This window comes from Pseudoalteromonas sp. MB41 (assembly GCF_020966275.1).
GTDB classification, from domain to species: Bacteria; Pseudomonadota; Gammaproteobacteria; order Enterobacterales; family Alteromonadaceae; genus Pseudoalteromonas; species Pseudoalteromonas lipolytica.
On the sequence record NZ_JAJJZF010000023.1, the window covers coordinates 36,842 to 50,384 of the forward strand.

10 protein-coding genes and 1 tRNA gene are annotated in these 13,543 nt (G+C 42.1%); 3 read left to right on the forward strand and 8 right to left on the reverse strand.

Features of this window, described 5'->3' with window-relative positions; genetic code table 11:
• Positions 1 to 188 precede the first annotated feature (188 nt).
• Complete coding sequence (locus LPA49_RS17710; protein ID WP_075593820.1) at positions 189 to 2,669, forward strand: PilZ domain-containing protein; 2,481 nt, start codon at positions 189 to 191, stop codon at positions 2,667 to 2,669.
• On the opposite strand, the gene serB is transcribed toward LPA49_RS17710, so the two are convergent.
• On the reverse strand, positions 2,652 to 3,671 hold the full coding sequence (serB, locus tag LPA49_RS17715) for a phosphoserine phosphatase SerB (protein ID WP_036970584.1): 1,020 nt from the start codon (positions 3,669 to 3,671) through the stop codon (positions 2,652 to 2,654). The genes LPA49_RS17710 and serB overlap by 18 nt on opposite strands.
• 134 nt (positions 3,672 to 3,805) lie before the next feature.
• Here serB and LPA49_RS17720 point away from each other — a divergent pair, with 134 nt between their 5' ends.
• On the forward strand, positions 3,806 to 4,426 hold the full coding sequence (locus LPA49_RS17720; protein WP_230237376.1) for an AhpA/YtjB family protein: 621 nt from the start codon (positions 3,806 to 3,808) through the stop codon (positions 4,424 to 4,426).
• Here LPA49_RS17720 and LPA49_RS17725 read toward each other — a convergent pair.
• The 4 genes from LPA49_RS17725 to prfC form a co-directional block, all read right to left on the reverse strand.
• Positions 4,393 to 5,166, reverse strand: a complete 774-nt coding sequence (locus LPA49_RS17725) for a TatD family hydrolase (RefSeq protein ID WP_230237377.1) — start codon at positions 5,164 to 5,166, stop codon at positions 4,393 to 4,395. The two genes, LPA49_RS17720 and LPA49_RS17725, sit on opposite strands and share 34 nt — an antisense overlap.
• On the reverse strand, positions 5,167 to 5,805 hold the full coding sequence (gene pdxH / locus LPA49_RS17730; RefSeq protein ID WP_065978444.1) for a pyridoxamine 5'-phosphate oxidase: 639 nt from the start codon (positions 5,803 to 5,805) through the stop codon (positions 5,167 to 5,169). It abuts the gene before it with no gap.
• A 435-nt stretch (positions 5,806 to 6,240) separates the two neighbouring features.
• Positions 6,241 to 7,983, reverse strand: coding sequence for an arginine--tRNA ligase (gene argS / locus LPA49_RS17735; protein WP_230237378.1), 1,743 nt, complete (start codon positions 7,981 to 7,983; stop codon positions 6,241 to 6,243).
• A gap of 59 nt (positions 7,984 to 8,042) precedes the next feature.
• On the reverse strand, positions 8,043 to 9,626 hold the full coding sequence (gene prfC, locus LPA49_RS17740; protein ID WP_036970600.1) for a peptide chain release factor 3: 1,584 nt from the start codon (positions 9,624 to 9,626) through the stop codon (positions 8,043 to 8,045).
• A 249-nt stretch (positions 9,627 to 9,875) separates the two neighbouring features.
• Here prfC and LPA49_RS17745 point away from each other — a divergent pair, with 249 nt between their 5' ends.
• A complete protein-coding gene (locus LPA49_RS17745) occupies positions 9,876 to 12,530 on the forward strand; it encodes a hybrid sensor histidine kinase/response regulator (protein ID WP_036970603.1) in 2,655 nt (884 codons plus the stop codon).
• Positions 12,531 to 12,533: 3 nt separating this feature from the next.
• Here LPA49_RS17745 and rimI read toward each other — a convergent pair whose 3' ends face one another.
• From rimI to LPA49_RS17760, 3 genes are all read right to left on the reverse strand, one after another.
• A complete protein-coding gene (rimI, locus tag LPA49_RS17750) occupies positions 12,534 to 12,980 on the reverse strand; it encodes a ribosomal protein S18-alanine N-acetyltransferase (RefSeq protein WP_065978446.1) in 447 nt (148 codons plus the stop codon).
• A complete protein-coding gene (locus LPA49_RS17755) occupies positions 12,967 to 13,269 on the reverse strand; it encodes a hypothetical protein (protein WP_036970608.1) in 303 nt (100 codons plus the stop codon). Before LPA49_RS17755 ends, rimI begins: the two co-directional genes overlap by 14 nt.
• Positions 13,270 to 13,337: 68 nt before the next feature.
• Positions 13,338 to 13,414, reverse strand: a tRNA-Trp gene (locus tag LPA49_RS17760).
• Between the last annotated feature and the right edge of the window lie 129 nt (positions 13,415 to 13,543).

Sequence of the window (13,543 nt, forward strand, 5' to 3'; positions counted from 1 at the left end):
TTAAATAAAGAACCGCTTTAGGGCATAGTTTTTGCTTACAAATAAAACTTAACAGTGCTTGCCATTTATTTGGCAAATACTTATAACAATAATTAATAAAATAAAAAAGTGACTACTGTTTGTGTTTTTACTGCGTAATTGCCGACTAGTATACCTACTTTTTTTAATAGACGTTGATGGTTTTATAAATGGCTGAAGACATTCTGCTTAAATATGAAAGCCTAGTTGAAGAGCTAAAGGCGTATTTAGGCACCCCAAAATTCGACAAACTGTTTAAATCAAAAACAGCGGGCTTAACTAAGCCTGAGCAGTTTTTGATCAAAATGGAGATGTCGCGTTTATCTCAGCCTGTTGCACGGTTTATTGATTTACGTGGGCAAGTAACGGGTCAAGTAAAACCATACGAATACGAAGGTAAACAACACTTTATGGACGATACTGCCATCGAAGTGTTTGAACAGGCTATTAAACGCCATGGCGGTTACACCCTTGCTGTCTATGAAGCGGTGATGAACACTGAAAACAACCATCGTGTCATGCAAAAGAAAGCGGCCGAACAAGCTCTTACTGAAGACGATAACGACAGTCAGTTATCAGCCAAAGTGATAAAATTTGCCTCCTACGAAAGCCGTCGTGAAGAGCGGATGAATTACTCTATCAAAATCACTGTTGAGTTTGATAAAGACAGCAAAGTAGCCGCAACAACATCTGATATCTCACTCAGTGGTGCAAAGATAAAGCTCGCGCCACGCTACAAGTTAAAAAAAGGTCAACTTATAGGCCTGCGCCTAGTCGGCCTTGAACAAGATTTTGAGTTAGGTTTAAAAAACGGAATTCAGTACGAAGTCGTCGCGATTGAAAAAGTATCACGCGAATACAATCATGTTCGCCTAAAACGCACCTTTATTGAAAACAACGAAAAGTTTGATGAGTTTTTAGAAAGCTTTATCCACGGCAATAAGCGTCGTTATAAAGTTAACCTAGACAATACGCTCGATGCGGTTGTGTCAAAAGGCTATGAACAATATTACATTCCGCGTGTGACCTCTCTTTATACCTTTTTAAGCTTACAAGGTGACAAGCTATACCCAAGCCTTGCCTTAACAACTGAAAATAATATTTTTATTCAGCGTTATTTTTGTGACGAGCGCAAGCTGTCTTGCTTATACAGTATTATTAACCAACAACGTATAGGCCACTTATTAAGCTCACCAGAGGCAGTAAAAGAAGAGTACCTTTATACTTTCACGCATGTTGTTGCTGGTAAAGTGTATTACTACTCTGCCACGCGTAGTGAGCTTGAAAGCCAGCCTCAGCTTAAAAATTTATTTTTAGGGTTTGGTAGTCAAAAAGACAGCTGGCAATGTTTTAAGTTGCAATTGATGCCAAGTCACCCTGAAGATTCGTATATTCCGTTGTCACTGCCCAGTAGTGCAGGGAAAGACATTGAAAAGTTGAACAAACCGCCCTCACCTCGCGTGCAAGGGTTGATCAAAGACGTTAAATATTTACTGATCTTAACGGCCATTGGTACGCCCTATGAGCAGCACTCTTATAAACAATTAACATTTGATAAAAACGCGATTAATCAACTAAAACAATTTGGCCATAGCAAACATAAAACACCGCCACACCTAGAGCCCGTAGCCCTTGAATATGTAAATTTAAGAGCGCACAAGCGCTATTTGTACAAGACAGCTATCGCCATAAATCATCACGAGCAGATTATCACAGGCCATACCCGCGACTTGTCAGTTATGGGATTACAAATCGAGTGTGATAAACCTGTTGAGTTTAAAAAAGGCGACATAATTAATATTAGCTTGCCTGATTTACAAAAAATTACCAAAAAACATGATTTATCGAGCCTTGCTTACGAAGTCATGGCGATTAGTAAGTCACTCACCACGGTTAATCTAAAAGTTCACCGTATTACAGACTTACCACATATGGCGATTAAGTTCTTTACGGTACTGATTGAAAACAATAAAGATAAGTTAAGGGTGTGTGAAGAGTCGCCTAAAATACCGGGTCTTTCAACGGCACTCAGAAATATGGTAACCAAAAGTGTTTGCCAATTTCCGTTCTATTTACACAAAGAAGCAGCGCATTTTAAAGCCGGTGCAATTGGTCAGGGTTTATATCCGAGCCCATTACATGTATTACTGCAAAACTTTGCGCTCTTAAACGAAAACACCAGTATTGAAGGGATTTTATCAACGCAGCAAATCACCGAAGTCATTACACCACTCATAAAAGATCGTAGCCGCCAAGACCCGCCGCTTGCTTTTACCTTATTTATTCGTTTTGACCCTCGCCAACCTTCAATCAGCGACGCGATTACGAGTCGGTGCATTAGTGAAGATGACTACAAACCCCAGACTTTGTTTGTAAAAAAAGCGCTGAGAAATGACCTCATGTTTGTGTTTCGTTTATATGTATCACGTACAGGGCGCCCTGATATTGATTATTTATCAAACGAACTCAAATATATAAGTCAGTATGCCTTACATAAAGCGAAAGATCTTGAAGAAGCGCTGTGGGCCGTGGCAGGTGTGGGTGATTTAATTGATATTAGTGATGAAGCGCTTACGCATTTTGATATTGATGAAACACTCAAAATCGAAATGAATAAGCGCAAGAAAACGTGGTTAAAGCGTGTAATCTAATGGAATTGTGAGCAAGTAACTGACTTGAAGTAACGAGCCTTCATTAATGGCTGTTTGTGCTTGCTCAACAACTTTCGGTTTTCCATGAACAGCCACGCCAAGCCCTGCTGCAGCCATCATTTTTAAGTCATTAGCCCCATCACCCATGGCAACAGTTTGACGGGTATTAAGCGCCAGTTTTTCTGCGATTCGCTTAAGCACTCGCGCTTTTTCTTCTGCATCAACAATCGTGCCTATGACCTTACCCGTTAGCCGGTTATCTTTAAACTCAAGTGTATTAGCATGTACTTCATCTAAACCAATAAGCGATTGTACTTGCTCAGCAAATGGCACAAAACCACCCGAGGCAATGGCAAGATGCCAGTCATACTTTTTAAGGTATTGGCAGAGCTCATTCACACCAGGCATCAAGGGTAAACGCGATTTTAAATCATCGATTAAATCAACATCAATGCCTTCAAGCTTTGCAACACGCTGTTTTAAGCTTTGTGCAAAATCAAGCTGCCCAGCCATGGCTTGCGCAGTGACAGCAGCCACTTCATCATACACATCGGCTAAACGTGCAATTTCATCAATACATTCAATCGTAATCGCTGTTGAATCCATGTCCATGAGTAATAAACCAGGCTCATTCACGGTGGGTGGATTCGTTAACTGCACCAATTGCAAGCCATGCTGATTGGCAAAGGCGGTTAATACGGATGGACTGAGTGGTGATGTTGAGTCGCTATGAACACACCACGCTGAGGGCATAGATTCAATAGGCTGATAACAACACACGGTTAAATTTGTGAAGCCGTGCGAGCTTAAAAATGCTGTCAGAGCAAGTAAATGGTCAGCACTGAGTTCACCGCCAAACGCCACGCTCAGTACGCCTTGATGTGCTTTGGGTAAAATATCTGTCGCAATTAGGTGTTTATTTTCAATTTTATACCAGCAATTTAGTGTTATTTGACCTGTTAAATTTGCTGTAGGTGTAGCAGCTAAGCTAAGCTGTGACATAGTGGCTCCACGTTAGACTTATGTCTGTTGTTGTGCGTGTATTTGCTACTCGCAATCAATGAACTAATAAGGTTATTATACTGGTTTAGTTGTACCATCAATTGTAAAAGCTGTCAGCAGCGTATACGGTGACTATGAAAAATAACCAACTTAAAACTCCATTTTCGGCTACTTATCGCCAACGCATCGTGCGATTAAGCCTAGCTGCGGCCTGTTTTGTGTTGCTTAGTTGGGTTGCCGTTAATAGTAGCTTTCAAAGCCATCAACTACTTTATGACAGTGCAAACAGTACCGCGACAAGCCTAACAAAATTTATGGCGCTTAATGCGCAGACCCCGCTCGAAGAAAAAAATAAGCCCGCATTAAATGCACTGTGTAATAACATAGCAGAAGACGAGTATGTTTTAGCAGCCATCGTTTATGACCAACAAGGGATCCAAATTGCCACCAGTGATAACTGGCAAAGCCACCACACATTTGGACTTTTACCAGACTCGACTCCGGGAATAAGTAAACTCAAAACCCCCTTTGTAGAGCCTGTAATAAGCGATGATGAGCGTCCGATAGGCTTTGTAACCATCACTTATTTAACACAAGCGTCAATTGCAACCAGTCACAGCAGTTTTCATGATTTAGGCAGACAAGTCTTACTCATGTTGGTTATTACCTGTATTTTTACATGGCAACTAGGTCGAGGATTAAAGCGCTGGCAGGTAAATCGTTATATCAAAAAAAGTGCTGAGCAAGAGTCATAAAGCGCATCAGCTAACAATTGCTTTTCAGTACCCGAGACACCTTTTAGCTCACATAGGTGAGTAAACACCTCTCGTATTTTTAGTGGCGTATTGATTTGCCCTTGAGACCCTGCAAGTGGCATTGAGGGCGCATCGGTCTCAAGCACTAAATGCTGGGGAGCAATATTACTTATCACTTGGCGTGTTTTTTCAGCTCGAGGGTAACTTATCACCCCACCCACCCCGAGTTTAAAACCTTGCTTAATATAGCTGTTTGCTTGTTGCTGCGACCCGGAAAATGCATGAATTACCCCGCCATATTTAGGCTTACATCGCTTGAATGAACGCGCAATGAGATCATGGCTTTGTCGGTGGTGAACTATCAGCGGGAGTGCCAATTGGTTAGCAAGCTCAATCTGCCCTTCAAATAACGCAATTTGTTTATCAAGATTATCAATACTGCGATCAAGCCCGCATTCACCAATCGCAACAAGTTCATTCGCATGGATTTTAGCAAGCTGCTCTAGCTCGCTTAGATGATGGGGTTGATGCTGTGATAAAAAATAAGGGTGTAAGCCTAGTGCAATTGATACGCTTGGATACGATTTTGAAAAGCAAAGCAATTGGGTCGATTGTGCCAAGCTAATACCCGGCACAACAAAGTGTGCGATCCCTGCGTTCTGACACGCGTCGATAAGCGCGTCGCGATTCTCATCAAACTCGCTAAAGTCGAGGTGGCAATGGGAATCAATAAAACGCATTTATGGATTTAAACGACCGAATTGCCAACTGCCGTCAGCGTTGCGCTGATACATAAAGCGGTCATGCAAACGGTGTGCACCGCCTTGCCAAAATTCAACTTTAGTCGGCTCTACACAATACCCTCCCCAAAAATCAGGGAGAGGAATTTCACCATCAGAAAACTTTTGCTTCATTTTAGCAAAGGTTTCCATTAGCACTTTACGAGACGAGACAGGGCGACTTTGCGCAGACGCCCAAGCTGCAAGCTGGCTTTCCTTAGGACGCGATAAAAAGTACTTTGCCACTGCTGTCGTTGGTAATGGTTTTGCTTCGCCATACACAATTACTTGACGCTCCATATGGTGCCAAGGAAAGTGTAAGGAAATTTTGTTGTTCCCTTTAAGCTCTTGCGCTTTGCGTGAGCCCGTGTTGGTAAAAAACACGAAGCCGTTTTCATCAAGGTGCTTTAGCAAAACAATGCGCTGCGAAGGCTGACCATGCTCATCAACCGTTGCCACCACCATTGCCGTCGGATCTGGCAAGTTAGTTGCCACAGCCTGCTCAAGCCATTTTTCAAACTGCTTGATAGGCGATGCATCAAGCATGTCTTCAGATAAACCATCCTGTAAATATTCACGGCGAATATCTTCAAGTTTCATTTAAAAATTCCTTCTATCACAGTAAGCTATCAGCTAAAAATTAAGCAACATTTATATCTTGTCAATTTTTGTTGGGTGTCGCTGCGCTCTACCCAACCTACGAAGGCGGTAACATACGTTATCTGCAAGTGTAGGAGTGCTAGCAAGGCAATGAGCTTATTTATGCCAAGGAGCATACGTGTTTTGTATGTGACTTAGGCTAAATAAACTCATTAACGCAGCTAAAGCGAACTACACGAAGCAGCGTTCACCTAAGTAGTTTAGCCTAAGACAAAACAGAAAACCGACTTACCCCTATGAGCACTCAAACTCTCTGCAAGTGTAGGAGTGCTAGCAAGGCAATGAGCTTATTTATACCAAGGAGCATACGTTTTTGTATGTGACTTAGGTTAAATAAACTCATTAACGCAGCTAAAGCGAACTACACGAAGCAGATTACATTTGCTCCATAACTTCGATACCTAAAAGATCCAACCCTTTTTCAAGCGTCTTCGCAACCAAATTACACAGTACTAAACGGCTATCACGTACACTTGGTTCTACACCGTCTTTAAGTACTGGGCACGCTTCGTAGAACGTCATGTATAGGCTTGCAAGTTCGTATAGGTATCCACATAGTACGTGTGGTGTTGCTTCGCTGATCATCAGGTCGAGTACTTCTTCTAATTGGAGAAGTTTTAGCGCAAGTGCTTTTTCTTGCGGCTCGTTGATAGCAACGTCTGCTGTTAATGAAGCGGCATCGATACCTGACTTGCGGAAAATACTGCGAACACGCGTATACGCATATTGAAGATAAGGAGCAGTTGCGCCTTCGAAACTCAGCATCGTATCCCAATTGAAGATATAGTCGCTGGTGCGGTGCTTTGAAAGATCCGCATATTTTACTGCGCCAATCCCTACTTTACGGGCAATTTCACTACGCTCTTCGTCGCTAAGTTCAGACTCACGCTCTGCAAGTTTTGCTGCTGCACGCGTGATTGACTCTTCAAGTAAGTCAGCTAGTTTAACGGTGCCACCCGTACGTGTTTTGAATGGCTTGCCATCTTCACCCATCATGGTGCCGAATGGGCAAAACTCGTAACTAGTTTCATCACGTAACAAACCAGCTTTACGTGCAGTTAGCTCAACTTGGTTAAAGTGTAAGCTTTGACGAGCATCAACAAAAATTAAGATACGGTCAGCACCTAGTTTGTTTGAGCGGTAATCACACGCTGCTAAGTCAGTTGTCGCGTATAAGAAACCGCCGCCTGATTTTTGCACGATAAACACTGAAGGTTCACCGTCTTTATTAGCAAGCTCGTCTAGAAACACAACTTGTGCGCCATTAGACTCAACAGCAATGTGCTTGTCTTTTAATAAAGCGATGATATTAGCAAGCTCACTGTTGTAAGCACTTTCAGCCATGATATCGTCTTGTTTAAGCGTAACATTTAAGCGCTTATACACTTCTTCAGAGTGCTTCACTGACGTGGCAATGAATAGCTTCCACAGCTTTTCACAGTGCGCATCGCCACCTTGTAATTTAACCACGTAGTCACGGGCTTTATCGGCAAAGCCTTCTTCATCATCAAACCGTTTTTTCGCATCACGGTAGAAGGTTTCTAAGTCTGCCAGAGCCACTTTGTCTAAGTCGACACCTTGGCTAATTTGGTCTTCTAAATGCGCAATCAACATACCAAACTGCGTACCCCAGTCTCCCATGTGGTTTTGACGAATAACATCATCACCACGGAATTCAAGCGCACGAACAACGGCATCGCCAATGATCGTAGAACGTAAATGGCCAACGTGCATTTCTTTCGCAAGGTTGGGTGATGAGTAATCAACCACAACTTTTTGCGCGGTTGCATGCGGTGAAACCGCGAGCTTTTCATCTTCATTCGCTGCTTTTAAGCTTGTTGATAAAAATTCAGGCTTTAAGTGAATGTTGATGAAACCTGGGCCTGCAATTTCTGTTTTTTCTGCGATATCAGCAAGGTCTAGGTTATCGATAATTTTTTGTGCCAGTTCGCGTGGGTTTGATTTTAGCTTTTTAGCCGCTCCCATCGCGCCATTGATTTGGTAATCACCAAACTGCGGGCGTGTACTTTGTGTTACCGCGGGGTTCGTGTCTTCGGGTAGTCCTGCTGCAACCATGGCTGCAACGGCTTTTTCAATTAAAAGAGTACGGATATTCATTGTAATTTTTACCTTTATTGCCCGCCATGCGGGCACTTAAAATATGTGCCTGTGTAAGCTTAGTTTTCGCGTGTATGGTTAAACTTAATATCAGGATAACGTTCCATTGATAAGTTTAGGTTTACACGACTTGGCGCGATGTAAGTAAGGTTATCCCCCCCATCTAGCGCTAAGTTGCTTTCGCACTTGCGTTTAAACTCTTCAAACTTTTTAGTATCGTCTGAACTTACCCAGCGTGCAGTATTAACACTGACCCCTTCATAAATAGCATCCACGTTGTATTCTGCTTTTAAGCGTGCAACAACCACATCAAACTGTAGTACACCAACAGCGCCAACGATAAGGTCGTTGTTAATAAGTGGTCTAAATACTTGCACCGCCCCTTCTTCTGATAACTGCACTAAGCCTTTTAATAACTGCTTTTGCTTGAGAGGATCTTTTAGACGAATACGGCGGAATAATTCAGGCGCGAAGTTAGGAATACCGCTAAACTTCAACTTTTCACCTTGGGTAAAAGTATCACCAATTTGAATCGTACCGTGGTTATGTAAACCAATAATATCGCCCGCATAAGCATCCTGCGCACGTTCGCGGTCGCCGGCCATAAAGGTTACCGCATCAGAAATGCTCACTTGCTTGCCAATACGAACGTGATTCATCTTCATACCTTGGCTGTATTTGCCTGATACGATACGCATGAAAGCAATACGGTCACGGTGTTTAGGGTCCATATTCGCTTGAATTTTGAATACGAAACCAGTGAAGTTTTCTTCTGTTGCAAGCACTTGGCGATCTTCTGTTTCGCGTGGTAATGGTGACGGAGCCCACTCAGTTAAGCCATCAAGTACATGGTCAACACCAAAGTTACCTAGCGCCGTACCGAAGTAAACAGGTGAGAGTTCGCCCGCTAAAAAGAGGTCTAAGTCAAACTCGTGCGATGCACCCATTACCAGCTCAAGTTCTTCACGTAATTGCTCTGCTAGTTCGCTGCCGATGGTTGCATCTAGCTCAGGGTTATCTAAGCCCTTAATTGTACGAACTTCCTGAATAGTGTGGCCTTGGCCGGTGCTATATAAAATCGTTTCTTCGCGGTGAATATGGTAAACACCTTTGAATTCTTTACCACAGCCAATCGGCCATGTTACTGGTGCACATGCAATGTTTAGTTCGGTTTCTACTTCGTCTAATAACTCCATAGGATCACGAATATCACGGTCACACTTATTCATAAAGGTAACGATTGGCGTGGTACGTAAGCGCGTTACTTCCATTAATTTACGTGTGCGATCCTCAACACCTTTTGCCGCATCGATAACCATTAAACACGAGTCAACTGCGGTCAAGGTACGGTATGTATCTTCAGAGAAATCTTCGTGTCCTGGTGTATCAAGAAGGTTTACCAAACGCTGGTTATAGGGAAACTGCATTACTGACGTAGTTACCGAGATACCACGTTCTTTTTCCATTTCCATCCAGTCAGATTTAGCGTGCTGGTTTGAGCCACGACCTTTTACGGTACCTGCTTTTTGGATTGCTTGTCCGAATAACAGCACTTTTTCTGTAATGGTGGTTTTACCCGCATCCGGGTGCGAGATAATCGCAAAGGTGCGTCGTTTATTAATTTCGGTAGTTAAATTAGACATGTAAGCTGCTTTTAGTCATAACAAAGCACACCTAGCGGCTCTAAAAACGAGAGGCCTCGGTGCGCACTGAAAAATAAAATAGAATTGCGGGCATTATACCCTGTTTGTCTTAGCCAAAAAAGCAGCGATTGTAAGTAATTATTCCCCCTTGATAAGCAATTTTCGTTGTTCACTTTTTTGCTAAGCTTGTGTAATCAAGTTGTAACGCATACTATTGACAAATTGCACGGAGGGATATCAATTTAGGTCATGAAAACCAGTAAGCTCAGTATTCGATTATTATGGTATATCACGCCATTAGTGATCTTACCTTTGTTGTTTTTAGGTGGCTTTACGTTAACCAATGTGACCAATTCAACAAAAAAACAAGCAGAGCTTATTGTGAGTCGCTTTGTTGAGCAGCAACAGCATAAAATTTTCAACTATATTGACTCATTTCATTCCATCACTCGCCTTTTATCAACCTCTCCGGTACTTGCCGATTTTTTAGCACGCGAGCCTAATTCGAAAAATCAGTATATAGAACACCTCGGCGAGTTAATGAATGTATTTGCCAGTTACTCAGAAGCGTACCCCGATATTGTCAGCATTAACTATGTTGACTCGCAAGGTAAAAGTGATGCGTTTTATTCGAGCCAATTAACTCCTGCACCTAAAAGTTACCCGTTTTTTGATCAAGTTCTACAGTCTAATTTGCGTCAACAACAATTTATGATCCCCAAAGAAGACGGCTCAACCAGTCTTTATTTTGTGCACCCTATCTACAATATCGACTATTACTTAAAACGACCCCAAGAGTTAGGCTTTATCGTTGTTCATGTTGAACCATCAATTTTGAACACCAGTATTTTAGAAGCCCCTTTTAATAACACCTTAAACCTATTTTTGACCAGTAAAGGGCAAATACTCTTTAGCTCCGACTACGATTTACGGGGCAACTATTTAAGTGAGTATGAATTAGAACAAATTAAAGGCTTGGCCGATTATGGCAAGCTGTCTAGCATTGAACTGTCGAGTATCGATAAAGAAGAGCGTATTATTTATGCGGTACAAATGACCGATGGCGATTATTACGTATCGACCACACCCAAAGATTTACTTTACCAATCTGGTAAAGCCATTAGTTTAATCACCGCGCTGATTGTGATCATCTCGGTTATTTCGTTACCCATTTTAATTTATATTGTGGTACGCAATTTACTACTCACCCCTGTTGAGTTATTGGGTGCGGCCAGCCATCGCGTTGGAGATGGTGACTTATCGGTGTATTTACCCGCCCACACCAATGATGAAGTCGGTGTATTATTTAACGACTTTAACCACATGGTGAACCAGATTCGTCATTATCAAGATGAGTTAAAAGAGTATAAACACCACCTAGAAGATAAAGTTGAAAGCCGTACAAAAGCACTTGAAGCAATGAACAACAAGCTTGAAATAGCCATTGCACAAGCTGAACAAGCGAATCAACTTAAAAGTCGTTTTTTAGCGAATATGAGTCATGAAATTCGCACGCCTCTTACTGCCATTATGGGGTTTACCGAACAGCTACTACACAATAAAGATGCCGTGAATGACGACCAGCATTTAAGCACTATTTTAAGAAACTCAAAACACCTGCTTGAGCTCATTAATAACATTCTCGACTTATCAAAGATTGAAGCTGAGAAGCTTGCTGTAGAGTGTGGGCCATGCTCAGTCGTCCAATTAATTCATGATCTTGATTCGATTATTCGTCCACTGGCAAACGAAAAACGATTAGAGTTTACAATTAACTACAGCCTGCCAATTCCTAAAAGTATTAACAGTGATACGACCCGTTTAAAGCAAATATTAATCAACATAGCTAGTAATGCAGTGAAATTTACCGAACAAGGGCATATCTCCATTGATATTCGCTACAACAGTGCAAAACAATATCTAGAATTTGCGATTCAAGATACAGGTATTGGTATGTCAGAGCGCGAAGTTGAACGGGTGTTTAAACCGTTTGAACAAGCCGATGCCACAACAACTCGCCGCTTTGGCGGTACTGGGTTAGGACTTTGTATTTCGAAAAACTTGGCTCAGCTATTAGGAGGGGATGTTTACCTTAAGAGCGAGCCCGGTATAGGCAGCTGTTTTACAGTGCAAATTGCGTGTCACCTAAAACCAGAGCAACAACAAAATGACGCCTTTATTCATAACTTAGAGCAATTGTCACCCAGTAAAGATCTACAGCTTTCTTTTGCCTCAAATAGTTTTGATGCAAATATATTGGTCGCCGAAGATAACCCTGATAACCAATTGCTTATCAAACTGTTATTACAGACCTGGGGACTTGAGCCAGACATCGCGAAAAACGGCGCAGAAGCCGTTGAAATGGCACTCGTCAATGACTACCAACTCATTATTATGGACATGCAAATGCCTGTTATGGGTGGTTTAGAGGCGACGCAAATGCTGCGCCATGCAGCCTACGATGGCCCAATCATCGCGCTTACGGCAAATGTAATGAAAACCGATGTTGACACCTATCTCGAAGCAGGCTGCGATGAAGCACTTGCAAAACCGATTGATAAAAATGCCCTTGAGCAAGTGCTGGTTAGTTATTTAAATATTGAAAAAGACAGTCAAAACAAGTGGGAAAATTTACTCAAGAGTGAGAAGTTCCAGCAAATTAACGACAACTACCGTTCTAAATTACCTGACTACCTCAACCAAGTCGTGCAGTTGTACCGAACTAAAGAGTGGGAAGCATTACGCTCGCTGGCACACAGTCTAAAAGGCAGTGCGGGTTGCTTTAGCTTTGAGGAAATCCATGAGACTGCGGGGCAACTCGAAACGGCACTACGCAGTAACCAAGCCCAGCAAATAGAACAAAGTTACGAAATGCTTATCAGTGCGTTAAAAAAGGCTTCTTAAACGCTAGAAGCGTAAAGTTAAGCCCATTAAAATGGCATCTTCGTTACCTGTTGCTGTCGGATAATAATTTTTTCGCACCGACATATGAGAAAAACCTGCACGCTCGTATAGTGCAATGGCACGCGTGTTTGACTCTCGCACTTCTAAAAATAGATTCTCAGCGTGCTGTTGCTCACCATGATGAATAAAAGCATCTAAAAGCTGCTTTGCAATGCCCTGCCCCTGATGACTTGGCGCCACACAAATATCCATTAACGTGTAGTCAGGCCCAGCTTGCTCACCAATGTAAAAACCAAGCATCTCATCACCTTTAAAAGCGGCAAGATTAAAGTAACGTCCAGCTAAACACGACAACATGGTTTTTTCGGTCCATGGGTGACTGTGACAGGCATTTTCGATTGTCATTAGCTGAGTTATATAATTTGCATCAACAGGCTTAAAGCTTATCAAGTTGTTCACCAATTAAAGACCACAATTGTTTTTTTTGCTCACTGTTAAGTTTCTCACTTGGTAAGGCTAAACAGCCATCCTGCCAGCTTATATTTGGCGCTTTGACAACGTGTGTAATCACCAAAGGAGCACATGCTTTTTCAAGATCATGATGAAACTGTAACGAGAGTGTAAGCGGCGTTTGCTCAGACATTGGCGCATGTTCTACTTGAACATCAGGCACTGTTCGATAGTGTTGGTTTAACTCTAAAGATTGTACAGAAAATATCGCAGCGTAACTTGGATTCATAACAACTCAATCATGATTAAGAGCAAGTAATATAGGGAGATTTGCGATTAAAGTAAAGCGGGAAGAAATGGCAGGGGCGGAGAGATTCGAACTCCCAACCGTCGGTTTTGGAGACCGCTGTTCTACCAATTGGAACTACGCCCCTGCAATGACGATGAATTATATAGAGCTTTTTATAAAGGTAAAGTAAAAAAACACAGTTTGTGGTTCAACTGCTTTCAAAATAAACAAAACGGCGAATTAGCAAGCTAATCCGCCGTTTTTTATACGGTAG

Bases quoted from the DNA above. Each gene is read 5' to 3' on its own strand.
- LPA49_RS17710 (WP_075593820.1), top strand. From the start codon at position 189: ATGGCTGAAGACATTCTGCTTAAATATGAAAGCCTAGTTGAAGAGCTA.
- serB (WP_036970584.1), bottom strand. From the start codon at position 3,671: ATGTCACAGCTTAGCTTAGCTGCTACACCTACAGCAAATTTAACAGGT.
- LPA49_RS17720 (WP_230237376.1), top strand. From the start codon at position 3,806: ATGAAAAATAACCAACTTAAAACTCCATTTTCGGCTACTTATCGCCAA.
- LPA49_RS17725 (WP_230237377.1), bottom strand. From the start codon at position 5,166: ATGCGTTTTATTGATTCCCATTGCCACCTCGACTTTAGCGAGTTTGAT.
- pdxH (WP_065978444.1), bottom strand. From the start codon at position 5,805: ATGAAACTTGAAGATATTCGCCGTGAATATTTACAGGATGGTTTATCT.
- argS (WP_230237378.1), bottom strand. From the start codon at position 7,983: ATGAATATCCGTACTCTTTTAATTGAAAAAGCCGTTGCAGCCATGGTT.
- prfC (WP_036970600.1), bottom strand. From the start codon at position 9,626: ATGTCTAATTTAACTACCGAAATTAATAAACGACGCACCTTTGCGATT.
- LPA49_RS17745 (WP_036970603.1), top strand. From the start codon at position 9,876: ATGAAAACCAGTAAGCTCAGTATTCGATTATTATGGTATATCACGCCA.
- LPA49_RS17755 (WP_036970608.1), bottom strand. From the start codon at position 13,269: ATGAATCCAAGTTACGCTGCGATATTTTCTGTACAATCTTTAGAGTTA.